We start from the raw sequence: 24,201 nt of genomic DNA, 5'->3' as shown, positions 1-24,201 counted from the left end.
GCTTCAGAGCTCAACCTCGGTTTCCAGATTCTTCTTCAGCTTGTTCATCGCATTCTTTTCCAGCTGACGAATACGCTCGGCTGAGACCTGATACTTGGCGGCCAACTCGTGCAACGTAGCCTTCTCTTCCGCCAACCAGCGTTGGTAAAGAATGTCACGGCTGCGCTCGTCGAGGGCTTCCAGGCCCGTCAGCAGGCTGGTGCTGGAGCTATCAGACCAATCAGCCGATTCAAGCTGGGTTGCTGGATCATAGCGCTTGTCTTCAAGGTAATGAACCGGCGCGTAGGCAGCATCGTCGTCTTCGTCTTGAGCACCATCAAAGCCCAAATCCTGACCATAAAGTCGACTTTCCATTTCGCGCACTTCACGCGTCGCCACACCCAAGTCTTCAGCCACTGCGTTCACTTCATCATGTGACAGCCAAGACAACTTTTTCTTGGCACTGCGCAGATTGAAGAACAACTTACGCTGCGCCTTGGTAGTAGCTACCTTGACGATACGCCAGTTGCGCAAAATGAACTCATGAATCTCGGCACGAATCCAATGCACCGCGAAAGACACCAGGCGGACGCCCATTTCCGGATTAAAGCGCTTGACCGCTTTCATCAAACCTACGTTACCTTCCTGCACCAGGTCAGACTGCGCCAGACCATAGCCAGAGTAGCTGCGTGCGATGTGCACAACAAAACGCAGGTGAGACATTACCAGCTGGCGAGCAGCCTCAAGGTCTTCCTGATAATACAGACGATCAGCCAGCTCCCGCTCTTCTTCAGCACTAAGAACCGGGATGCTGCTTACATTCTGAACATAGGCTTCAAGATTCGCACCCGGTACCAAGCTGTTAACGGGTAGCAAGGCAGTGCTCATGTTTGAACTCCCAAAAATTGACGACCTAGTGTATCACTGCAAAATAAGACTGTGAACGCAGACTAAAGTTCAGGCCCCCAGCTGGAAGCTGGAAGCTGGAAGCTGGAAGCCAACGAGCGTGCGGGCCGGACCTGCAGCGTCAACGCCTTCCTACAGGCGATGCGACAAACCCCAAGAACCGCCCGGACTGCTTTTAGCTTCCAGCCTCAAGCTTTCAGCCGCTTTTATTGCGGCTCTATCGCCCGCACATGCTGCCCCACCGCTAGCCAGGCACCGACCAGCCCCAGCAACATAGCACCCATTACCAATGTCAGGCCATCCGGCCACGGCATGCCGATCAGTGCAAAGTCGCTCTGATAGAGACTGGCTACCTGCTGCACGGTCACATTCAACCAGGCCAGGCCCGCCGCCAATAGCAGCCAGGCCATCACCCCGGCCAGCAGCCCGTAAAGCACACCGATATACAGGAACGGGCGGCGGACAAAAGCGTCAGTCCCGCCCACCAGCTTGACTACGAGAATCTCTTCCCGGCGGCTTTCGATGGCCAGACGAATGGTATTGGTCATGACCAGCAGCAAGGCGATGATCAGCAACAGGCCAAGCCCACCCGTAAAGCGCTCCAGCATGCTCAAAATGGCAGCCAGCCGCTCGACCCAAAGTAGATCAATCTGCACCTGCTCAACGCCATCAATAGCTGCAAGTCTGTCACGCAGTGGCTCCAAAGCTGCTGCGCCGCCCTCGATACTGCTAGGCGTCACCACAATAACACTCGGCAACGGGTTATAGCTCAACTGCAGCAGTGCGTCGCCCATCCCCGAGTGCTGCTGGAATTCGGCCAGCGCCAGCTCTTTATCAAGCAGTTGTGCGTTAGCCACGCCGGAGAGCGTCTTGATTGCCGCCAGTTGCTCTTGCTGTCGCTCCTTGCTGACACCGTCCTCAATATAGACCGAGATCTGCGCTGCTTTCTGCCAGTTCACGCCCAGTTGCTCGACCTGGTTGATCAGCACCGAAAGCCCCATGGGCAGCGCTAGCGCAATGGTCATCACCAGCACGGTCAGTACACTGCTAAAGGGGTAGCTACGCACCTGATGCAGCGCCTGTCGCGCGCTGGCGCGATGGCTACCAAGCCAACTGCGTAGCGGATGGCGCCAATTACGCTCAGAGCGCGCAGCGCCCTTGGGCGCCTTGCGTTTGGGATCAGCCGGTCGCTTGGCTACAGACATGACTACTCCCCATCCGTAATCAGCCGACCCTGATCCAGGGTCAGCATGCGATGATCGAGCTTGGCAATCAGCGGCAAATCGTGACTGGCTATCAACACGGTGACACCCACCCGATTAAAATCCTCAAACAACGCCATGATCTCGGCAGATAGTGCGGGATCAAGGTTACCCGTCGGCTCGTCGGCCAGCAGCAATGCGGGTTTGTGCACCACAGCGCGGGCGATACCCACTCGCTGCTGCTCACCGCCAGAGAGCGCAATCGGTAAGCTGCCCTCTTTACTCAGCAGCCCAACCTTGTCCAACGCAGCACGCACGCGGCGGCCCACTTCATCTGGCGGCGTGCCATTGATAACGAGCGGCAGGGCAACGTTATCGAACACAGTGCGGTCAAACAGCAACTGATGATTCTGAAACACCACGCCCACCTGACGACGCAGGTAGGGAATGTCATCACTGCTCAGCTCTTGCAGATTCTGACCGCCGACGTGCACGGCGCCAGAACTCGGCCGCTCCATGCACATGATCAGCTTGAGCAAGGTGCTTTTCCCCGCGCCGGAGTGCCCGGTGATGAAGACCATCTCACCGCTACGGATGTGCAGATCGAGGTTATCCAACCCCTGATGGCCGTTCGGGTAGCGTTTGCTGACACGTTCAAAGCGAATCATTGCGTTTGGATTCCAGACTCTTCGCTGCCAAACACCCTATTTGCTACCAAAGAGGGCTTCAACGAACTCGGGCGCAGTAAAGGGCCGCAGATCATCAATCTGCTCACCCACACCAATGTAACGGATCGGCAAGCCAAACTGTTTGGCCAGCGCAAAGATCACACCGCCCTTGGCGGTGCCATCCAGCTTGGTCAAGGCCAAACCGGTCAGACCGACTGCCTGATCGAACAACTTGGTCTGCGATATCGCGTTCTGTCCGGTACCGGCGTCCAGCACCAAGAGCACTTCGTGCGGTGCCTCTACGTCGAGCTTGGCCATTACGCGCTTGACCTTGGCCAGCTCGTCCATCAAGTGATCTTTGTTGTGCAGACGCCCCGCGGTATCGGCAATCAACACATCAGCACCGCGCGACTTGGCCGCCTGCAGCGCATCGAAAATGACTGACGCGGAATCAGCGCCCGTGTGCTGTGCAACAACACTAATCTGGTTGCGCTCACCCCAGACCTGCAACTGTTCAACGGCAGCTGCGCGAAAGGTATCACCAGCAGCCAGCATCACCTGCTTGCCTTCGCTCTGCAGGCGCTTAGCCAACTTGCCGATGGTCGTGGTTTTACCCACCCCATTCACGCCCACCACCAGAATCACATAGGGCTTTTTGCTGCTGTCGACTTCCATCGGTTTGGCAACATGAACCAGCAGCGCCTCCAGCTCACCCTGCAGCGCGCGATAGAGGGCCTTGCGGCTAGATACCTGGCGCCGCGTTACGCGCTCTTGCAGGCTTTCCATAATTAGCGTGGTCGCCTCAATACCCACATCGGCCATCAGCAGCCGGGTTTCCATCTCCTCCAGCAGCTCATCGTCGATTTCTTTCTCGCCGAGGAACATGTTGGCCATGCCCTCGCCAAGATTGGCACTGGTCTTGGACAGTCCCTTTTTCATCCGCGAGAAAAAGCCCTTGGACTCCTCCTCGGCAACCGGCTGCGGCTCGGCAACCGGCTCAGCGGCACTTTGCCCCAGCTCGGAGAACAATGAAGCAGCTGCCTCACGGGCCGCCTGCTCGCGGGCCTCTACGCTATCGAGTTGCTGGCTGAGCGGTGCTGGCGCATCCTGCTCGGGCTCGGGGGCGGGGGCGGGCGCTTCTTTACGTCGCGCCCAGCCAAACAGACCTTTTTTTTCCGGCTTGGCGGCCGAGTCGGCGGCTTTGTTTTCGGGGCTTTCTGGCTTGTCTTTGGAACCAAACATGAAGGGTCACTATCTGAGTCTGACGGCGAATGCTTCGCCATATTGAAGGTTGGGTTATCCTACCCCACTTCCGCCATTGGCGGTATGACCCCCGGACGCTGCCGAGACGTAATCTGCCGATCAGATAACACCTTGGCTACTACCGACCACCACTGCCCCACAGGATCCAACGAATGTTGCGGCTGATCTTTGTACTGCTAACGCTTCCCCTGCTCTCGTTTACCGCGGTAGCCAACGAATCACGACAACCAACGCATAGCTACACACTGGACAACGGTCTCAAGGTGATCATCCGTGAAGATCATCGTGCGCCTGTCGTCGTATCGCAGGTCTGGTACAAGGTCGGCAGCAGCGATGAGCCGCCGGGGCAGACCGGTCTCTCGCACGCGCTGGAGCACATGATGTTCAAGGGCAGCAAAAACCTCGAGCCCGGCCAGGCATCTCGTCTACTCGGCAGCCTGGGCGCCAGCGAGAACGCCATGACCACGCGTGACTATACCGCCTATTACCAGATCCTCAGCCGTGATCAATTGCCGGTTGCGCTGGAGCTGGAAGCCGAACGCATGCATCAACTGAGCTTGCCGGAAGACGAGTTTCTCAAGGAAATAGAAGTCATCAAGGAGGAGCGTCGGATGCGCGTCGACGACAACCCCAATGGCTTGGCCTACGAGCGCTTCCTGACCCAGGCCTACATGGCCAGCCCTTACGGTCAGCCGGTGATCGGCTGGATGCACGATCTTGACCGCATGCAGATTGAAGACCTGCGGGCCTGGTACCGCGCTCACTATGTGCCAGCCAACGCCACCCTGGTTATTGTTGGCGATGTCTATCCCGAGACCGTCAAACCCTTGGTCGAGCGCTACTTTGGTGCCGTACCAGCGCGTACTCCGGTGCCTATTCGCACGCCACTTGAGCTGCCCGCTGGCGGTGAGCGCAGCCTGGTGCAACACCTGGATGTGCAGCTGCCTACGCTGATGCTTGGCTTCAACGTTCCCAGCCTGACTACCAGTGCACAGCCCTGGGAGGTGCATGCATTGCGCCTGCTCGATGCGGTGCTCGACGGCGGTCACAGTGCCCGCCTCGCCAGCAACCTGGAGCGCGGCAGCAACATTGCCACCAGCGTGGGCACCCACTACGACCCCTTCAGCCGAGGTGACAGCCTGTTCATCCTCAGCGGCATTCCCAACCTGTCCCGCAACGTTGATCTGGCTCAGCTTGAGCAAGGCGTGTGGGAGCAAATTGACGCCATCAAGAAAACGCCGCCCAGCGCTGAAGAACTGGCACGCGTTCAGGCGCAACTCGTCGCTGAACTGGTGTACTCGCAGGATGACATCAACACTCAAGCCAACCGTATTGGTGCGCTGGAGAGCGCAGGACTGTCCTGGGAGCTGATAGATCAGGATGTTGACGCACTCAAGGCCATCACCCCCGAGCAAATCAGCGACGTCGCACGCCGCTATCTGGTGCGTGAACGGATGACCCGTACAACAGTGCTGCCACTGGCCAAGGAGGCTCAACAATGAAGTCAATAAAGCCCTTTGCCCTGCTCCGCTGGCTGCTCGCAATCGTCGCGCTTGGCGTCATGTTGGCGGTATTGCTCAAGCAGTCACCCGCACCAGAGGCGCAACCCAAACCCACGCCTGATACCGAAGAACCGGCCAACACCCCCGAGCCGGATACGGCCGCAGAAGTCTTTGGCTCGCCGCTACCAGCGCTGCAGTCGCTGGAGCAATTGGACCTCGATACGCCACCGGCACGACGCGGGCTGGACCTGCAGCACTGGACCACTGCACAGGGAACCAAGGTCTATTACATGCGCGCCGAAGAGCTGCCGATGCTCGACGTACAGCTGCTGTTTGCTGCCGGCGCAAGCCGCGACGGCGACCAGCCCGGCCTGGCCATGCTGACCAACGCGCTGCTTAACGAAGGCACCAAAAACCTGAGCGCGGACGATATCGCCAGCGGCTTCGAACGACTCGGTGCCGAATTCAGTAACGGTGCATACCGCGACATGGGCCTGGTCAGACTGCGCAGCCTGACCGACAGCGATAAGCTGGAACCGGCATTAGCGCTGTTCGCTCAGGTATTGGCGCAGCCTGCGTTCCCGGCAAAGGCCGTAACCCGCGTGCGCGAGCAGATGCTGGCCGGCCTGCAGTACCGCATGCAGCGCCCGGGCTCACTGGCCAGCGAAGCCTTTTGGTCAACGCTTTACCCGAATCACCCCTACGGCAACTTGCCGGATGGCGAAACTGACAGCCTGAAAGTCATAAGCCGCGCCGATCTGCAACGCTTCCACCAAACCTACTACGCCGCCGGTAATGCCGTGATCGCGCTGGTAGGTGACATTGATCGCGACCAGGCAGAGCAGTTGGCGCAGCATTTGGCCGACGCGCTACCGGAAGGCCAGGCAGCGCCGACCACGCCCGATCCCGAGCCCGTGGCTGCAACCCAAAAGCAGATCGACTTCAACAGCGAGCAGACACAGGTCATTGTCGGTCAGCAAGGCATCAAACGCGGCGACCCTGACTACGCCGCGCTTTATCTGGGCAACCAGATCCTCGGTGGTTCAGGCTTTGGCTCGCGCCTGATGGAACAGGTGCGCGAAAAGCGCGGCCTGGCCTACTCCGTCAGTAGTGGTTTTACCCCCATGCAGGCGCCCGGTCCTTTCAGCATCAGCTTACAGACACGTAGCGACCAGACTGAACTGGCGCTGGAAGTGGTCAATAGCACCCTGGATGACTTTATCGCCAAGGGACCAACCGAAGCTGAACTGGTACGCGCCAAGCAGCAGATTCTGGGCGAGTTTCCGTTGAGTACCGCCAGCAACAGCGCGATCGTCAGCCAATTGGCCGCAATCGGCTTCTATAATCTGCCGCTGAACAATATGCAGTTGTTCCTCGATCAGGTTCAGGCGCTAACGGTCGAGCAAATTCAGGCTGCCTTTGCAGCGCATCTGGACCTGGCCCATCGCGTTACCATCACCGTCGGCCCGCCACAGCCAGAAGAGGACGCAACCAGCGGCGAAAGTGCGCCTGAAGCAACCGAGACAGCAAGCGAAAACGACGCAACCAAGCCAGCGGAGACCAAACCATGAAGCAGCCTAAAGCCAAGATTGGACAACTGCGCATCATTGGCGGCGAGTGGGGCAGCCGGCGCTTCAGTTTTACCGAGCAACCCGGCCTGCGGCCAACCGCAGACCGGGTACGCGAAACCCTGTTCAACTGGCTTAGCAGCGATATTCAGGGCGCTCGCTGCTTTGATCCCTTTACCGGCAGCGGCGCACTGACGCTGGAGGCGCTATCACGCGGCGCAAGTTGGGCCCTGGCGGTCGATCTGAGCCGCGACGCGGTCGCCTCACTGCGTGAGCATCTAGCCACGCTGCAATGTACCAAGGCAGAGGTCCGACAGGAAAATGTGTTGGCGCTGCTCGGCACACCACCCGCTGAGGCCTACAACATCGTTTTTCTCGACCCTCCCTTTCATCAGGATTTACTCGAGCCCGCCTGCACGGCGCTGGAGGCCAATGCCTGGCTGACCGACGACGCGCTTATCTACGTCGAAAGCGAAAACTCGCCCAGCCGCCTGAGCCTGCCGAGCAACTGGCAACTGCATCGCGACAAGCGCGCCGGGCAAGTCTGGTATAGCCTCTGGCGCCGCCAGGCGTGAGCCTGTATCGCCCCGCTCACTGGCTGCCGGGCGGTCATCTGCAGACGCTGTTCGGCCCCCTGCTGCGCAGGCCGCCCAGCCTGGAACGCCAGCGGGTGCGCATGACGCTGAGCGACGGCGACTATCTGGACCTCGACTGGTACGGCAGCGCACAGCCGCCAGCGCCTATCGCCATTCTCTTGCATGGCCTCACCGGCAGCTCTGCATCGCTGTATATTCTCGGCCAGCAGCGGGCACTGGCTGCCATCGGCTGGCGCAGCGTGGCGGTCAACTGGCGCGGCTGCTCCGGCGAGCCCAACCACAGCGCGCGCGCCTACCACTCTGGTGCCAGCGACGATCTGGCCGAGGTCATCGGCTACGTTCGCGAGCTTAACCCTGATCAGCCATTGGTCGCTGCGGGTTACTCGCTGGGCGGCAACGTCTTGCTTAAGTATCTGGGCGAATCCGGCGCCGAGTCGCGACTGACAGCGGCGGTCGCCGTCTCGGTTCCCTTCCGGCTGGATCAATGCGCCGATCGCCTGCAGGTTGGCTTCTCGCGCGTCTATCAAAGCCGCTTCATGCGCGACATGCTGGCCTACGTTGCCAACAAAAAACGCCTATTTCAGCATCAGGGCAAAGACGCCGAATACGCACGACTTGATGCGTTGGGCTCGCTTGAGGGCATGGACAGTTTCTGGGATTTTGATGGGCGGGTTACCGCGCCTCTGCATGGCTATGACAGCGCTCAGGACTATTATCGCCAGTGCAGCAGCCGCTACTTCCTCGGTACTATTGCCACCCCGACACTGATCATTCAGGCGCAGAACGATCCTTTTGTTTACCCGCACAGCCTGCCGCAAACCAGCGAGCTGTCCGCCAGCACTGAATTCGAATTACATCAGAGTGGCGGTCACGTGGGCTTTATCGAAGGCCTGCCATGGCAGCCGAGCTATTATCTCGAACGCCGGATTCCACAGTGGCTGGCGGCTCAGCTCGCAGTCACACCTTCCAGCGGCAGATAATATTCAGCCAACAACGCCTCAACCGCCGGCCTTGCCTGCTCGGTCAGCAGACCCATTTCCTGCGCCAGCACCTGATATACGCCGCGACGCAACATAGCGGGCGTCAGCTCGGTCTGATCGGCCTCCAGCACCGTAGTGCACAGGAAGCTTACCCAACTGTTCATCAGCAACCAGGAATTCAGCGCCAATACTTCTGGGTTGGCGCGCCGGGCACAGAGAACGCCTGCATCAATCAGCCCCTGATAGATCGCCTGTCCACTATGCAGGCAACGCCGGGAGAACTGCCGATAGCGCTCAGCCATGTCAGGATCGGCGGAGACCAAATGCTCTAGATCACGCAGCAGAAAACGGTACTGCCATAGTCCCTGACTGATCGATTCCAGATAATTTGCCTTGTCCTGCAAATCGAGCGGCCGCCCCTGCGGCACCTGCAGATAACCCTCCACATTCGCCTCATATGCAGCCACCAGCTCGGCGATAATCTGCTGCTTGTTACGGAAGTGGTAATACAGATTGCCCGGCGACATGCCCAGATGCGCAGCGATGTGATTGGTGGTAACAGCGCGCTCACCCTGCTCGTTGAAGAGATGCAGGCTAGCCTGAAGGATGCGGTCGCGGGTTTTCATGCCTGAATACCGTTTGGTAGATGAATTTGACAGTTTAGAGCAAATACTCTAAAAATACCTGACGCGTTACAGCAAGACGCTTTAATGGACCAGCGCAATATAGAAAGCGCACTCATCCAAGCAACCCACAAACAACAAGAGCTGACGATCGAGAGCCAGCCCTTTTGCGGAGGCACCCATGGTAGCCGATATTGCTTACATGCAGGACCAGCAGCACTCCATTGACCGCATGCATGAGCTATTTGCGCAGCAACGCGCAGCTTATCGAGCGGCTCCCATGCCGGATGCCGATAGCCGCATACAGCAACTCAACGCATTAAAATCCGCCCTGCTAAAGCACCAGGACGCGCTGATTAGCGCGATCAACGCCGACTTCGGTCGACGCTCTGCCGACGAAACCAAACTCGCTGAAATTCTGCCAGCAGTAGAAGGTATCAAGTACGCCTGCAAACACATTCGCGGCTGGATGAAGCCCTCCAAGCGCAAGGTTGGTATGGCCTTTCAACCGGGCAAAGCGCAGGTGGTATATCAGCCGCTGGGGGTGATCGGCATCATAGTGCCGTGGAACTACCCTCTCTTTCTCGCCATAGGTCCGTTGGTGACCGCCGTTGCCGCCGGGAATCGCGCGCTGATCAAGATGAGCGAGTCGACCCCGGCTACCGCCGAGTTGCTGGGCAAGGTACTCGCTGAGGTATTCAAGGAGGATCAGGTCGCGGTCGTTACCGGCGAAGCTGAAGTAGGTATGGCCTTCTCGCAGATGGCCTTTGATCATCTGCTGTTTACCGGCGCTACCAGCATCGGCCGGCATGTCATGCGCGCCGCCGCGGCCAACCTTACCCCCGTCACCCTGGAATTGGGCGGTAAATCCCCGGCCATCATTTCCGCCGATGTGCCGCTGACGGATGCCGCCGAGCGTATCGCCTTCGGCAAGGGGATGAATGCTGGTCAGACCTGCGTGGCGCCAGACTATATTCTATGCCCGCGCGCGCGTGTCGAAGGCCTGGTAGAGGCCCTGAGCACCCAACTGGAAAAAATGTATCCCAAGCTACTTAACAATCCGGATTACACCCAGGTCATCAACCCGCGCCAATATCTGCGTCTGCAAGGCTACCTGCAGGATGCGGAGGCCAAAGGCGCGCGCCTCTTGCCGATCAACCCTGCCAACGAAGATTTGAGTGACAGTCGTATCCTGCCACCCACGCTGATCCTCAACGTCAGCGACGACATGACATTGATGCAGGATGAGATTTTTGGTCCCTTGTTGCCGATCGTGCCCTACGACAGCCTACAAGAAGCACTCGACTATATCGCCGACCGACCGCGCCCACTGGCGCTCTACTACTTCGGCTACGACAAGGCCGAGCAGCAGCGCATGATGGAGCAGACCCACGCTGGCGGTATGTGCATCAACGACACCATCTTTCATGTCGCGCAGGACGACATGCCCTTCGGCGGCATTGGCGCCTCCGGCATGGGCCATTACCACGGCCACGAGGGCTTTCTGACCATGAGCAAAGCCAAGAGCGTTTATATCAAACAGCGCTTCAATGGCTCTCGGCCGATTTATCCGCCCTACGGCGGCAAACTACTGAATATGGTGTACAAACTGTTCCTGCGTTGAGCAGGACGCACGATAGAAACAGCCGGCGTGCTCAATGCGCTCGGCCAGAATAAAAACAAAGAGCAGGACTATATGGACCCTAATCTGAATCCACAGCTAGGCCGACGCAGCCTCTTGAAACTGGGGCTGGGCGCCAGCCTGGCCCTGAGCACCGTCGGCCTGACTGCCAGCCTTACTGGCTGCACCTCCGAGCATGCTGCGCCGCAATTCAAGGTACTACGCGAATCCGACCTGCCACTGCTGGCGGCTTTGTACCCAGCCATCATTGGCCCCCACCCAGCCTTCGCTGAATCGTCCGACGCCATTGCCAAGGCAAGCGCACAGCTGGACTGGACGCTGGAGCGAACTTCTCCCTTTGTCCAGAAAAGCATACTGGACCTGCTCGGCCTACTGAGCATGCCCGTCACACGCGGCCCCCTGACCGGTGTGTGGGGTGACATGGCCAAGGCCAGCCCCGACCAGATTGAGGCATTTCTACTGCGCTGGCGCGATAGCCGTTTTGACATGCTGCGTCAGGGGCAAAAGACCCTGACGCAGCTATTGCAGATGTCCTGGTACGCCCTGCCCCAATCATGGGCAACGACCGGCTATCCCGGCCCACCCGTCATCTGATTCAGAACCGATTCCAGGGGAAACACATGCCTGTACCTGATTTATTTCTGCAAGGTGTTGCACGCGGCTGGCAGGTAATCGATGCCGCCACGCTTGAGAACGAAACCACACTTGAAGCTGATGTGATTATCATCGGCACCGGCGCGGGCGGTGGCACCAGCGCAGAGATCCTGGCCCAGAACGGGTTCAAGGTGTTGCTGGTCGAAGAAGGTTCGTTAAAAACTTCCAGCGACTTCAAAAACGATGAGGCCAAAGCCTACGCCGACCTCTATCAGGAAGGCCTGGCCAGAGCCACGGCCGACGGTGGTATCGGCATTCTGCAGGGCCGCACAGTGGGCGGCACCACTACGGTCAACTGGACCAGCAGCTTCCGCACGCCAGAACCAACGCTGGCGCACTGGGCCAAAGAGCACAACGTAAAGGGGCTCGATAGCCAAAGCATGGCGCCCTGGTACGCGCGTATGGAGGAGCGCCTGGGTGTCGCACCCTGGGCCGTGCCAGCCAACGCCAATAACGACATCATTCGTCTGGGCTGCGAAAAGCTCGGTTATCACTGGAAGGTCATTCCGCGCAACGTCCGTGGCTGCTGGAACCTGGGCTATTGTGGGACCGGCTGCCCGACCAACGCCAAGCAATCCATGCTGGTCACGACTATTCCTGCGGCCCTGGAAAAAGGCGCCACCCTGGTGCACAGCGCGCGTGCCGAAAGCCTGGTAGTTACAGGCGACCGCGTGACTGAAGTACTTTGCCGGGGGATGAATAGCACCTTGACCGCCGCCACCGGGCAACGCCTGCGGCTGCGCGGTAAGCACATAGTGCTGGCCGGCGGCGCCATCAACAGCCCCGCGCTGCTGCTGCGCTCGAAAGCACCTGATCCGCACGGCAGACTGGGTAAGCGTACCTTCCTGCATCCGGTCAACATGACCCTCGCGCGTTTCGACCGCGACATCAACGGCTTCTACGGCGCGCCCCAGTCAATCTATTCCGACCACTTCCAGTGGGACCAGGGCACGACCGGCCCCATGGGGTATAAGCTGGAAGTGCCACCGATGCAGCCCAGTATTACCTCGGCCCTCATGGGGGGTATGGGGCAGGAGAACCTGCAGCGTATGAACGGGCTGGCGCAGAGCAACCTGCTACTGGCGCTGCTACGCGATGGCTTTCATGAGCAAAGTCAGGGCGGCAGTGTGGCACTGCGCGACAACGGTGACCCCGTGCTGGATTACCCGCTCAACGACTACCTGTGGGACGGCACACGTCGCGCCTATCTGAGCATGGGCGAAATCCAGTTTGCCGCTGGTGCCAAAAGCGTCATGCCGACCCACGCGCATGCCCGCGAGAGCCGCAGCTGGGATGACTTCAAGCAACAGATAGACCAGCTGAGTTACCGGATACATGATGTACGCTTGGCCACCGCACATATCATGGGTGGTTGCGCTATGGGCGAAGACCCGACACAGGCGGTAGTCGATAGCCGCGGCCGTCACCACCAACTGGACAACCTCTCGGTACTCGATGGATCGATCTTCCCCACCAGTATTGGAGCCAACCCACAGCTATCCATCTATGGCATTGTTGCCAAACTGACAACTGCTCTGGTGGCAGACCTGAGCTAAGTAACGTTAGCCCCGACCCACAATCGGGGCTAATCGCGGAGCTAAAAGTGGCAGGCAAGCGCCTGTGTTGCTGGGTTTTCGGCTGCCATTGGGCTACCATCTGCCTCTCACTCGGACAGCCGCAGGACCTCGCCAACATGAACACCGTACTCTACCCCGGCACCTTCGACCCTATCACCAAGGGGCATACCGATCTGGTTGAGCGCGCTTCGCGCCTATTTGATCGCGTGGTGGTGGCCGTTGCCGCCAGCACCAAGAAGAATCCAGCCTTTACGCTGGAGCAGCGGGTAGATATGGCCAAGAACGTACTGGCGCACCTGCCCAATGTCGAAGTAGTCGGCTTCTCCTCACTGCTCGCGCATTTTGTCAAAGAAGTGAATGCGAACGTGCTGCTGCGCGGCCTGCGCGCGGTATCCGACTTTGAGTATGAGTTCCAGCTGGCCAATATGAACCGGGTACTGGCTCCCGACGTGGAAAGCCTGTTCCTGACGCCATCGGAACACTATTCCTATATATCTTCCACGCTGGTACGCGAGATTGCGGCACTGGGTGGCGACGTGACCAAGTTCGTGCATCCTGACGTCAATGCAGCCCTGCTCAAACGCTACCATAGCTGAGCCTGTTGCCCTGCGGAGCCACTGAACCATGTCACTGATCATTACCGACGACTGCATCAACTGCGATGTCTGCGAACCGGAGTGCCCCAACGGGGCCATTTCTCAGGGCGAAGAGATCTATGTGATTGATCCCAACCTGTGCACCGAGTGCGTAGGGCATTTTGATGAACCTCAGTGCCAACAGGTCTGCCCTGTTGACTGCATTCCGCTCGATCCGGAGCATGTCGAAAGCAAAGACGAGCTGATGGATAAATACAAGATTCTCACCGGCGAGGCATAACCATGCGCATGCGGCAGAACTGGCTACCCCTGATCACCGTCAGCCTGGTGGGCCTAATGTCTGCCGCACCACTGCATGCCGCCTCAGGGCCGGATCAACAGGCCGTCGCCAGCGCGCACCCGATCGCCACTGCGGCCGGCCACGCCATACTCGACCAGGGCGGCAACGCCTTTGATGCAGCGGTCGCCGTTGCATCAACGCTGGCGGTGGTTGAGCCCTACAGTTCCGGGCTCGGCGGTGGTGGTTTCTTTCTGCTGCGTCAACCCGGTAACAGCGACCAGCCCTACCGTTTTATTGACGCTCGCGAAACCGCGCCGCTCAGCGCCGGGCGCGATCTTTACCGCGACAGCGATGGCGTGGTGCAGCGCGACCCCGCCATCAATGGCCCTATGGCGGCAGGCATTCCCGGCGTTCCCGCCGCGCTGGCACACCTGGCCGAGCACTATGGCAAGCTGCCTCTGAGCCAGTCGCTGGCGCCGGCCATTGCTGCCGCCGAAAATGGTTTTGCCATCAGCGAACATTACCGCACGCTGGCGGGCTACCGTCTTGAGGTGATGAATCGCTACCCCGATACCGCGCGAATTTTCCTGCGCGACGGCCAGCTTCCTGAGGTAGGGACCCTGGTTCAGCAGCCCGAGCTGGGCAACACGCTGCGCGCCATGGCTAGCCATGGCCGCGATGGCTTCTATAAGGGCGAAGTTGCGACGCAACTGATCAACGGCGTAAAAGCCGCCGGCGGCATCTGGCAAGCCGCCGACCTGAACGAGTACAAGGTGATCGAGCGCAGCCCCATTCGCTTTAACACCAGCGGCTATGAGGTGATTAGCGCACCATTGCCATCCGCCGGCGGCATCGCGCTGGCGGGCATCCTGCAAGGCCTGGCTAGCTTGCCCAAGGCAGAGCCCGGCTCGGTCACCCAGACACACCAGCTGGTCGAGCTGATGCGCCGCACCTACCGCGACCGCGCCGCGCTGCTCGGCGACAATGACTTTGTCGAGGTACCGGTCAAGCAACTGATATCGGCTGACTACGCCAACAAACTGGCCACCAGCATCGACCCGCAGCACGCCACCCGCAGCAGTGAACTCGGCCCGCTGATTGACTTTGTCGAGGGTAACCACACGACCCACTTCTCCCTGATTGATGCCCAAGGTAACGCTGTCGCAGCTACCCTCAGCGTCAATTTGCCATTCGGCTCTGCGTTCACCGTGCCCGGCACCGGCGTGCTGCTCAATAACGAAATGGACGACTTTGCGGCTGACCCCGCTGGCGTCAACGCCTACGGCCTGGCCGGTAGCGAAGCCAACGCCATCGCGCCCGGCAAACGCCCGCTCTCCAGCATGACCCCGACCATGCTGGAAAATGATCAGCAACTGGCGGTCCTTGGCACCCCCGGCGGCAGCCGTATCATTACCATGGTGCTACTTGGCTCGCTGGAAGCCATGCAGGGCGAACCGGTTGAGCGCTGGGTCAGTCGCCCACGCTTCCACCACCAATACCTGCCGGACCACATTCAGGTTGAAGCTGCCGCCTTTAGCGAAGAGCAAGAACGCGCACTCCAGGCCATGGGCCATCGTATTGAACCCGTCGGCCGCGACTACGGCAATATGCAGGCGGTGTCCTGGAATAAAGAAAGCAATCAGCTTAGCGCCGCCAGCGACCCCCGCGGTATAGGCGCGGCTAGCGTGCGAGAGCAAGCCGTCCTGACACCGAGCGAGTAACCCGACGATAGCCTGCCTAATCCACTATTCAGGGGTGTTCGCATAAAAACCTTTATCAAAGAATTCTGGCTCTTCGGCCTGAAACAGGCCTACGCCTGCCTGTTTGGCGGCTTCCTACTGCTGGTGATGGTCGTCACCCGCTACTGGTACCCGATTGAGGGACTGCACCGCTACGACTTCATCTTTCTCGCCGCCATTGCCTTTCAGTTATTCATGCTCGCGGCTCGGCTGGAAACACTGCGCGAATCCATGGTCATCGTGGTTTTTCACCTTACTGCGACCGCTATGGAGCTGTTCAAAACCTCGGACGCCATCGGCTCCTGGCAGTATCCCGAAGAGTATCTGTTTGGCATCGGCAATGTGCCCTTGTTTACCGGCTTTATGTACAGCGCTGTGGGTAGTTATATCGCACGCGTCTGGCGCCTTTTTGACTTTCAATACACCCACTATCCCGCACGCTGGCAAACCGTGGTACTGGTCAGCCTGATCTACCTGAACTTTTTTACCCATCACTTTATCTGGGATCTGCGCTGGGTATTACTCGCCGTCACGGTCTTCCTGTTCTGGCGGACGCAGGTCCATTTCATGATCATCAAGACCCACCGCTGGATGCCACTGCTGCTGGGGTGGTTTCTGGTCGCCCTGTTCATCTGGTTTGCCGAAAACATCGCCACCTACGCCAACGTCTGGGTGTACCCCAATCAGAAAGCGCAATGGCACATGGTTTCGCTGGCCAAGTTGAGCTCCTGGTATTTGCTGATGCTGCTAAGCTTTGTGCTCGTCTCGCTGATAAATAACCCCATCATCCGCCACGCTGAGCGCCAAGGGGCAATAATAGGTAAGCAGCGAAACCAGTAAATCTGTTACTTAGGCCATCAATCGTAATAACAACAGCGTTATAGCGGCTGCATCCGGCTTCGCAGCACAGGGCGCTGACTTTTTGAAGTCATTTCATCGTAAAAGCCGAGAGATTCTTTTATTAATCCTGTATATTGGCCGCCTGTTTTTCCACCCGGCTATCTGAGAGTGCCATGACCGACCTATCCCTTTACCGAAATATTGGTATCTTCGCCCACGTTGATGCCGGCAAAACCACCACTACAGAACGTATCCTCAAACTCACCGGCAAGATCCACAGGCTGGGCGAAACACACGAGGGTGAGTCCACCACCGACTTCATGGAACAGGAAGCCGAGCGCGGTATTACCATTCAGTCCGCTGCTGTCAGCTGCTTCTGGAAAGGCCACCGCTTCAACGTCATCGACACCCCCGGCCACGTTGACTTCACCGTTGAAGTGTATCGCTCGCTGAAAGTGCTCGACGGCGGTATCGGCGTATTCTGTGGCTCGGGCGGCGTTGAGCCTCAGTCCGAGACCAACTGGCGTTACGCGAACGACTCCAAGGTTTCCCGTCTGATTTTCGTCAACAAGCTTGACCGTATCGGTGCCAACTTCCTGCGCGTTACCGCTCAGGTAGAAAAGGTTCTGGGCGCCAAGCCGCTGATCATGACACTGCCTATCGGCGCAGAAGACACCTTCTCCGGTGTTGTTGACCTGTTGACCCGAAAAGCCTACATCTGGGACGAAACCGGACAGCCTGAAAACTACACAGTCGAAGACGTACCGGCTGATATGGTCGATGACGTAGAAACTTACCGCGAGCAGATGATTGAAACTGCCGTGGAAATGGACGACGACATCATGATGGCCTACATGGAAGGCGAAGAGCCATCCATCGAAGACATCCAGCGCTGCATTCGCAAGGGTACGCTGGAACTGGCGTTCTTCCCGACTTACTGCGGCTCTGCGTTCAAGAACAAGGGCATGCAGCTGTTGCTGGACGCCGTTGTCGACTATCTGCCAACACCGACTGAAGTTAATCCTCAGCCGCTGACTGACGAAGAAGGCAACCCGACTGGCAAACACGCCATCGTGAGCGAAGACGAGCCTTTCCGCGCCCTGGCGTTCAAGATCATGGACGACCGTTTCGGCGCCCTGACTTTCTGCCGTATCTATTCCGGTAAGTTGAACAAGGGTGACACCATCCTCAACTCCTTCACCGGTAAGACCGAGCGCGTAGGCCGCATGGTTGAGATGCAGGCCGACGAGCGTAACGAGCTTAGCTTCGCTACCGCTGGCGACATTATCGCTATCGTTGGTATGAAGAACGTGCAGACTGGTCACACCCTGTGTGATCCGAAGCACCCTTGCACACTGGAAGCCATGGTGTTCCCAGAGCCCGTTATCTCCATCTCCGTTGAGCCGAAAGACAAGGGTTCTACCGAGAAAATGGGTGTAGCGATCGGCAAGATGGTTGCAGAAGATCCAACCTTCCGCGTCGAAACCGATATCGACTCCGGCGAAACCATCCTCAAGGGCATGGGCGAACTGCACCTGGACATCAAGGTCGACATTCTGAAGCGTACCTACGGTGTTGAGTTGGTAGTAGGTCAGCCACAGGTTGCCTACCGCGAGACCATCACCAAGCAGATCGAAGACAGCTACACCCATAAGAAGCAGTCGGGTGGTTCCGGTCAGTACGGTAAGATCGACTATGTCATCAAGCCCGGCGAGCCGAACTCAGGCTTTACCTTCCGCTCCAAGGTTGTGGGCGGTAACGTTCCGAAGGAATACTTCCCAGCGATCGAGAAGGGTTTCGCCTCTCTGATGGGCACTGGCCCGCTGGCAGGCTTCCCGGTTCTGGACGTTGACTTCGAACTGACTGACGGTGGCTTCCACGCTGTTGACTCCTCGGCCATCGCGTTCGAGATCGCAGCCAAGGGCGCTTTCCGCCAGTCCATGCCGAAAGCCGGCCCTCAGTTGCTTGAGCCCGTCATGAAAGTAGACGTGTTCACGCCTGAAGATCACGTCGGTGACGTGATTGGTGACTTGAACCGTCGTCGCGGCATGATTGCGGGTCAGGAAGCCGGTGTTACCGGTGTACGCATCAAGGCCGATGTTCCGCTGGCAGAAATGTTCGGCTACATCAGCACCCTGCGTACCATGACCTCCGGTCGCGGTCAGTTCTCCATGGAGTTCTCGCACTACTCGCCTTGCCCGGCGAACGTTGCAGAAACCGTGATCGCGAAAGAGAAGGAAAAGCGCGCAGCGAAATAAGCTTAGGCTTAACTGCTGCCGTCGAGACAGGCTCCGGCCTGTCTCAGCAAAAACGCCCGATGCTCAGCATCGGGCTTTTTTTTATGCGCGGATATATGTAAAGCGCGGCAGCGCTCATGCCGGTAATGCGACCTACCGCAGGATCAGGCCCCGGCAACCAAGGCAGCTCTGATATAAATCATGTCGTGCGCGGCACGCAGGTGCTGACTTATGTCTAGCAGGTAGTTCAAGTCATTGAGTAGCGAGGTGGCTTGCCACCCATCCAACTCCTGATTGCGCAGCTGCTCGTGTAATTGCTGCTCAAAGTGACTACGAAACAACGCGTCCTGCGCTAGCAAATCGGCAGACTGCCGCTGCCCAGCCGCATTTCGCGCCTCATCTTCACGACTGGCAAGATCATTGAGTATTGCGCGACCCTGCTCACGTAACTGACGATAACCGTCGCGCACAGCCGGTCGTTTGCTATCTATATGTTTGCGCAAATTAACTTGCAGGTGCTTGGCCGCCTTCACCGCCTCAACAAGATCCTGAGCCGACAGGGTGTCATCCATCAGCTCCTGTTGTTGCTCAGGCAACAGATCGCAGGTAAGGCGGCTACGGAAGGCTATGATGTCCGCATAAACGCCTTTGATATGCTGATGATAGAGCGCATCAGCATCCTCCCGCTCGGCCAGGGGCGGAACCGGCAGCCTACCCTGCAGATCCTGGCTGGCTGCCATGTTACGAGTGAACGTAGAAGGCAGATAAAGCGCCGCAGCGATCACCTGCCGACTCAGGTTGGCCATGTGCGCCAACTCCTGCTCCAGCACCTTGAGCGCCGTATCAGCGTGCACCAGGGCAGCATCATTGAGGTACATCGCCTCCGATCTCGGCTGCAGAGCCAGGTCAACGGCCTGCTCACTGGCCATGGGCAGCCAACGCTGTAGCAGACGAACCATCAACGGCACCAGCGGCACCATCAGCAGCAGTCCCAGCAGGTTGAAGAGCGTGTGAAATAGAGCCAACTTGAGCGTATAGGATTGCGCAGCGATACCCAGCCAACCGCTCAGAGAACCAACCAACTCCATCAGCAGAGGCAAAATAGACAAGGCAACCACAGAGGTGGTCAGGTTAAACAGAATATGTGCGGCGGCCAGTTGCCTACCGGCATTATTGGCATTGATCGCGGCAATCAGTGCCGTCACTGTGGTGCCTAGATTCGCCCCAACCGCCATGGCAAGTGCATTCTCGTAACCCAGCTGACCGCTAGCGAGCGCACTCAAGGTAATCATCAGGGTAGCGTGACTAGACTGCATCAGCACGGTTGCCACTGTCCCCAGCAACGCAAACAGCAAGACACTTTGCCAACCACTTGCAGCATAAGCGGAGAGATCCAACACGCCATCCATACCAGAGAAGCCTAGCTTCATCTGATCGATACCGAGAAACAGCAAGCCAACGCCCAGTAAAACCTGGCCACCGCCACGCCAACTGGCCGATTTATTGCGCTCGAATATCACGCCCAACAAAAGTAAAGGCATAGCAAGCTGGGACAAATCGACTTTGAGGCCGACCAACGCGATCAACCAGGCACCGGTCGTGGTGCCCAGGTTTGCACCAAAAACAATGCCAATACCCGCCGTCAGCGTAATCAGCCCGGCGCTGAGGAAGGCGATACTGAGCAGGGTAATAAGCGAACTGGATTGCACCAGGGCAGTCGTAACGCCACCAAAAAGAAGGCTTTTCCAGAGCTTGTTGGTGCAACGGGTAAGCCAACGTTCAAGAGCGCCGCCGGTGAACGCACGAAAACCGTCTTCCAGATAACGCATGCCCAAAATAAACAGAGCAATGCCGGCAAAAAGCAGAGATAGCGCAGTATTACCGAAAAACAGCAGCACAAACCCCACCAGCGCGGCGACTAGCCACGCTGGCTGGAGAAAGAGAAGTCGTTGCTGCCACGCGCGTCTTGCCTTCATGTTTCTAGCACGCAGGATCAGATCGGCGGCGGGCGCAACACGCTGCGCACCAGCGGGCAGCTTTTACAGCAGACCCCGGCGCAAATAGCGGCCTCAGAGGTTCTCGTCTTGCTGCTTGCGGCCGTAGCCGCTGCGCGTGCAGCCGAGGCAACGAACAAAGGTCTCGGCACCGGGACGGACTACCAGCTCACGGCCTGCTTCGGCGACATTACCGCCAGCAGCAGAGAACGGCAGGCTAACCACGAAAGCAGCCGCACCAACGGCAGTAACAGCCAATAACAGCGGACGAGCAATGACCAGGTCGCCTATCATGGCAAAGTAACCGGGCTCCTCTTGCTGGTAGGAATTGTAGTTTTCAGCAGCCATAACGCTGACACTCATCAGCAGGCCGGCAGCTAAAGCAGTAGTTTGACGTAACAGGCGCATATTGAATCCCTGGTTGTGGCCCGAAAGGCGTTGGTCTTGTTACACGACCCCTTTTCCTATGGGCCGCTGGTATCACACTCCATTGTAGGCACATTCCGCAGGTTTCGGAACGTAGCTGACTGAAATTAGGCCAAGACCTCTATTCTTACTGGCTTTTCGCGACTCATAACCCGTCCTTAACCCTGACATTGACGGCAAAAAACCGAGCTGCGCTGGCCCAACCTGACCTCACTCAGCGTCGTCCCACAGACCTTGCACATCTGGCCTGGCCGGCCATACACAAATAGCTCCTGCTTGAAGTAACCCGGTTGACCGTCACCACCGACAAAATCACGTAGCGTAGTACCGCCGCGCTCAATCGCATGGGCGAGGATGCGTTTGATCTCGTCTGCCAGCTTGAGATAGCGCGCCCGGCTGATACGCCCGGCTTCACGGCGCGGATCAATTCCAGCAGCAAATAGCGCCTCACTAGCGTAAATGTTACCCACCCCGACAACCACCGCGTTATCCATGATGAAAGGCTTTACCGCGCTACTCTTGCCACGCGAGCGCTGGTACAGACGCTCACCATCAAAGTCGACCGATAGCGGCTCGGGCCCGAGCCTTGCCAGCAGTGCATGGGGCTCGCCCTTGCGCGCCCACAGCATCGCCCCGAATCGACGCGGATCCGTATAGCGTAGCGCCATACCGGAATCCAGTTCGATATCCACATGCTCGTGCTTGGCCGCTGGCGTGCCAGCCTCGACCAAACGCAGGTTACCCGACATGCCCAGATGGCTAATCAGCGTACCGCCGCCAATCTGCATCAGCAGGTATTTGGCCCGACGGTCGATTTGCTCAAAACGCTGTCCTTCAATCTGAATCGCCAGATCTTCGGGGATGGGCCAACGCAGGCGACGCTCACGCACGATCAGACGCGTCACAGTTTTGCCTTCCAGATGCGGTGCGATACCGCGTCGTGTCGTTTCTACTTCAGGTAATTCGGGCATTCAGGATTGCTGCCAGTAGGTAAAGAAGATCAACAACAATAACAGCGGCATGACACTGAGGACAAAACGTCCGTTCCAACCGAAGGCCACGCGAAACGGTGTCTCGCCGCTGTAACGCGACAAAATCAGCGTAGACGGACCGAAGGGCGAGAAGATCATCGCCAGCGAGAAGCCGCACATCAAGCCGACCGCAGGCGTCATGATGGGCACCCCCAGCAATGACAACTGCGCCAGAAGGCCGGCAATCAACGACAACGAGACAATGGGCGCCAGCCCCAATACCGCCAGAGTTATAGTGCTGAAGAGGCTACCGACCGCCAGCAGAATATTGTATTTGGGGTCTTGCGCCAGCCAAGCGGCGATCTCTTCCAGCGGCGCTACCGCGCCAAGCACGCCACCGAGCAACGCGGCGCAGCCGAAGATGAACATCTCGTTATGCATACTGGCCATGTTGTCAGTGACCTCCTGCAACACAGCACGCGGTGAACGCTCACGCCACAGCAGATAGCCAATCACCCCAAAAGGCACCAGTACCATGGCCGACTGCGAAGCGGTCAGGCTGGACAATGAGGCCAGCACGCCGATTGCGCCCAGCCCGACCAGACTGCCCAGCAACAACTCCAGCATGCCGTCAGCCTTGCTCGAATCGCCTATATTGTCACGCAGCTCCAACAGCCCGGTGGTTTCCCGTCGCCAACCGACCACGATCATCATCAGCGCAGCAACGGCGCCGTAAGGCACCATGGTACTCCAGGATTGCTCGGGCATTTCCCGCGAAATAATCGCAATGGTGACGCTGGTAGGCGCCAGCAAGGGCACCAGAGCAAAGCCGCGCAAGGTCGTTACCATCACACTGCGCAGCCCGCTTCGCCGCTGCTCATCGGTCAGCGAATAACGCTTCAGATGCTCGGTTAGGGTGCCACACAACAGGTTCATCATGCCGAAGTTGAGAATCGAGCCGATACTGCCCGCGGTCAGCACGTAGCGCGGATACAGGACGACCTTGGAGCCGGACAATAACGCCTTGTGCAGCTCGCGCAACTGCGGCAGACGCTGCGCCAGCAACTGCATCAGACCCAGCGCCCCCAGAAAGCTGGTGTAGTAAGCCACCGAGCTCGCCAATTTGGGCCATAACGCAGCTTCCGGCTGAGCAAGAAAGATTGATGCCAGCAGAATGGCCAGGGTAGCGACACCCAGCCAACGCGGATAAGGATTCAGCCGATTGAAATGCAGCAGAAAATACAGCGCAAAGGACCCAGCGGCGCACCAGCTGAACCAGTGCAACTGAGTCAGCAGCCCTAAGAGCTCAAGCGCCACCCCAAGGGGCAGCAGCACTGTGGCCTTCACGGCAGGTCCTTGCGATAAGCACCTTTCTTGAATACGCCGTCGCCGAAGCCGAGCAACTTATCGTCCTGATCCAGCAGGTCGCAGCTGGCCATAAAGACCTTGTGGCCACCACTGCGGCAGGTCGCGACGGCGCGCACCCGGCTGCCAGCCTGGGCAGTGGCGGAAAAATTGGTGTTGAGTGACAGCGTAATTGCTACCCGGCGCTCGTCTGGCGATTCTGCCCAGGTGCCGCACAACCCCATGGCAATATCCAATAGGCTCGCCGTAACGCCGCCGTGCAGGTTGCTGGCATTGTTCATATGTTTCTGCGTCAGTGTCAGCGCGACCACTGCTCGCCCCTGGCTGTACTCCTCCAGCTCAGCGCCCAACTCCTGAAAGAAACCGGTGACCGTACGGGCAATGGCTTGACGTTCATCTTGATTCACGGGTGCAACACCTTTTATTCACTACACTCGATGGGATTATGACAGTCTGGACGCAGCAGCTATGGGTCGCGTGCTTGACTGTCTCGACAGCCAACAATTATGGCACAGGGTAATAAGGCCAGACTGTCGCCGAACTTGCACTCGCACGGTACAGGATTTAATCTCCCAGCACATTAAACGAAATAC

22 protein-coding genes are annotated in these 24,201 nt (G+C 58.3%); 12 read left to right on the top strand and 10 right to left on the bottom strand.

What is annotated here, in order from left to right:
• Positions 1 to 3: 3 nt before the first annotated feature.
• The 4 genes from rpoH to ftsY all read right to left on the bottom strand — a co-directional run bounded on the left by rpoH (position 4) and on the right by ftsY (position 3,997).
• Positions 4 to 867, bottom strand: coding sequence for an RNA polymerase sigma factor RpoH (gene rpoH, locus H4J77_RS04835; protein ID WP_123888187.1), 864 nt, complete (start codon positions 865 to 867; stop codon positions 4 to 6).
• A gap of 224 nt (positions 868 to 1,091) precedes the next feature.
• Complete coding sequence (gene ftsX / locus H4J77_RS04830) at positions 1,092 to 2,090, bottom strand: permease-like cell division protein FtsX (RefSeq protein WP_182247283.1); 999 nt, start codon at positions 2,088 to 2,090, stop codon at positions 1,092 to 1,094.
• A 2-nt stretch (positions 2,091 to 2,092) separates the two neighbouring features.
• Positions 2,093 to 2,755, bottom strand: coding sequence for a cell division ATP-binding protein FtsE (ftsE, locus tag H4J77_RS04825; RefSeq protein WP_123888185.1), 663 nt, complete (start codon positions 2,753 to 2,755; stop codon positions 2,093 to 2,095).
• Positions 2,756 to 2,791: 36 nt separating this feature from the next.
• Positions 2,792 to 3,997 (bottom strand): signal recognition particle-docking protein FtsY, encoded by a 1,206-nt coding sequence (ftsY, locus tag H4J77_RS04820; RefSeq protein WP_182247281.1) that lies wholly within the window; start codon positions 3,995 to 3,997, stop codon positions 2,792 to 2,794.
• Between the two features lie 173 nt (positions 3,998 to 4,170).
• Between ftsY and H4J77_RS04815 the strand changes: the two genes are divergently transcribed.
• Genes H4J77_RS04815 through H4J77_RS04800 form a run of 4 tightly spaced genes read left to right on the top strand, consistent with a single transcriptional unit; the run spans position 4,171 to position 8,664 of the window.
• Complete coding sequence (locus H4J77_RS04815) at positions 4,171 to 5,520, top strand: pitrilysin family protein (RefSeq protein WP_182247280.1); 1,350 nt, start codon at positions 4,171 to 4,173, stop codon at positions 5,518 to 5,520.
• Positions 5,517 to 7,091 (top strand): pitrilysin family protein, encoded by a 1,575-nt coding sequence (locus H4J77_RS04810; RefSeq protein WP_182247278.1) that lies wholly within the window; start codon positions 5,517 to 5,519, stop codon positions 7,089 to 7,091. The genes H4J77_RS04815 and H4J77_RS04810 overlap by 4 nt, the downstream gene beginning before the upstream one ends.
• Positions 7,088 to 7,663, top strand: a complete 576-nt coding sequence (rsmD, locus tag H4J77_RS04805) for a 16S rRNA (guanine(966)-N(2))-methyltransferase RsmD (protein ID WP_182247276.1) — start codon at positions 7,088 to 7,090, stop codon at positions 7,661 to 7,663. Before H4J77_RS04810 ends, rsmD begins: the two co-directional genes overlap by 4 nt.
• Positions 7,660 to 8,664 carry a hydrolase gene (locus tag H4J77_RS04800; RefSeq protein ID WP_123888180.1) on the top strand — a complete coding sequence of 335 codons (1,005 nt, stop codon included), beginning with the start codon at positions 7,660 to 7,662 and terminating at the stop codon, positions 8,662 to 8,664. Before rsmD ends, H4J77_RS04800 begins: the two co-directional genes overlap by 4 nt.
• Here the strand turns inward: H4J77_RS04800 and H4J77_RS04795 are convergent.
• Positions 8,631 to 9,290, bottom strand: a complete 660-nt coding sequence (locus H4J77_RS04795; RefSeq protein WP_123888179.1) for a TetR/AcrR family transcriptional regulator — start codon at positions 9,288 to 9,290, stop codon at positions 8,631 to 8,633. The genes H4J77_RS04800 and H4J77_RS04795 overlap by 34 nt on opposite strands.
• A gap of 178 nt (positions 9,291 to 9,468) precedes the next feature.
• Here H4J77_RS04795 and H4J77_RS04790 point away from each other — a divergent pair, with 178 nt between their 5' ends.
• The 8 genes from H4J77_RS04790 to fusA all read left to right on the top strand — a co-directional run bounded on the left by H4J77_RS04790 (position 9,469) and on the right by fusA (position 18,873).
• Positions 9,469 to 10,911, top strand: a complete 1,443-nt coding sequence (locus H4J77_RS04790) for a coniferyl aldehyde dehydrogenase (protein WP_182247274.1) — start codon at positions 9,469 to 9,471, stop codon at positions 10,909 to 10,911.
• Positions 10,912 to 10,983: 72 nt separating this feature from the next.
• Positions 10,984 to 11,523, top strand: a complete 540-nt coding sequence (locus H4J77_RS04785) for a twin-arginine translocation pathway signal protein (RefSeq protein ID WP_123888177.1) — start codon at positions 10,984 to 10,986, stop codon at positions 11,521 to 11,523.
• A 26-nt stretch (positions 11,524 to 11,549) separates the two neighbouring features.
• Positions 11,550 to 13,139 (top strand): GMC family oxidoreductase, encoded by a 1,590-nt coding sequence (locus tag H4J77_RS04780; RefSeq protein ID WP_182247272.1) that lies wholly within the window; start codon positions 11,550 to 11,552, stop codon positions 13,137 to 13,139.
• Between the two features lie 137 nt (positions 13,140 to 13,276).
• Positions 13,277 to 13,756 carry a pantetheine-phosphate adenylyltransferase gene (gene coaD / locus H4J77_RS04775; protein WP_123888175.1) on the top strand — a complete coding sequence of 160 codons (480 nt, stop codon included), beginning with the start codon at positions 13,277 to 13,279 and terminating at the stop codon, positions 13,754 to 13,756.
• Positions 13,757 to 13,784: 28 nt separating this feature from the next.
• Positions 13,785 to 14,036, top strand: a complete 252-nt coding sequence (locus H4J77_RS04770; protein ID WP_123888174.1) for a YfhL family 4Fe-4S dicluster ferredoxin — start codon at positions 13,785 to 13,787, stop codon at positions 14,034 to 14,036.
• 8 nt (positions 14,037 to 14,044) lie between these two features.
• A complete protein-coding gene (gene ggt / locus H4J77_RS04765) occupies positions 14,045 to 15,757 on the top strand; it encodes a gamma-glutamyltransferase (RefSeq protein ID WP_220469266.1) in 1,713 nt (570 codons plus the stop codon).
• Positions 15,758 to 15,769: 12 nt separating this feature from the next.
• On the top strand, positions 15,770 to 16,615 hold the full coding sequence (locus H4J77_RS04760) for a DUF817 domain-containing protein (protein WP_220469265.1): 846 nt from the start codon (positions 15,770 to 15,772) through the stop codon (positions 16,613 to 16,615).
• A 173-nt stretch (positions 16,616 to 16,788) separates the two neighbouring features.
• A complete protein-coding gene (gene fusA, locus H4J77_RS04755) occupies positions 16,789 to 18,873 on the top strand; it encodes an elongation factor G (RefSeq protein WP_182247268.1) in 2,085 nt (694 codons plus the stop codon).
• A 143-nt stretch (positions 18,874 to 19,016) separates the two neighbouring features.
• Here fusA and H4J77_RS04750 read toward each other — a convergent pair whose 3' ends face one another.
• The 5 genes from H4J77_RS04750 to H4J77_RS04730 form a co-directional block, all read right to left on the bottom strand.
• Positions 19,017 to 20,828, bottom strand: coding sequence for a Na/Pi cotransporter family protein (locus H4J77_RS04750; protein ID WP_182247266.1), 1,812 nt, complete (start codon positions 20,826 to 20,828; stop codon positions 19,017 to 19,019).
• 93 nt (positions 20,829 to 20,921) lie between these two features.
• On the bottom strand, positions 20,922 to 21,254 hold the full coding sequence (locus tag H4J77_RS04745; RefSeq protein ID WP_123888169.1) for a multidrug transporter: 333 nt from the start codon (positions 21,252 to 21,254) through the stop codon (positions 20,922 to 20,924).
• Positions 21,255 to 21,430: 176 nt separating this feature from the next.
• Positions 21,431 to 22,243, bottom strand: coding sequence for a bifunctional DNA-formamidopyrimidine glycosylase/DNA-(apurinic or apyrimidinic site) lyase (mutM, locus tag H4J77_RS04740; RefSeq protein WP_182247265.1), 813 nt, complete (start codon positions 22,241 to 22,243; stop codon positions 21,431 to 21,433).
• A complete protein-coding gene (locus tag H4J77_RS04735; protein WP_182247264.1) occupies positions 22,244 to 23,590 on the bottom strand; it encodes a hypothetical protein in 1,347 nt (448 codons plus the stop codon).
• Positions 23,587 to 24,015 (bottom strand): PaaI family thioesterase, encoded by a 429-nt coding sequence (locus tag H4J77_RS04730; protein ID WP_123888166.1) that lies wholly within the window; start codon positions 24,013 to 24,015, stop codon positions 23,587 to 23,589. The genes H4J77_RS04735 and H4J77_RS04730 overlap by 4 nt, the downstream gene beginning before the upstream one ends.
• Between the last annotated feature and the right edge of the window lie 186 nt (positions 24,016 to 24,201).

Origin of the sequence: Pseudomonas sp. 5Ae-yellow (assembly GCF_014077575.1) — a bacterium.
GTDB classification, from domain to species: Bacteria; Pseudomonadota; Gammaproteobacteria; order Pseudomonadales; family Pseudomonadaceae; genus Halopseudomonas; species Halopseudomonas neustonica.
Note: the sequence above shows the minus strand (reverse complement) of the source record. Positions and strands in the feature narration are given on the sequence as shown.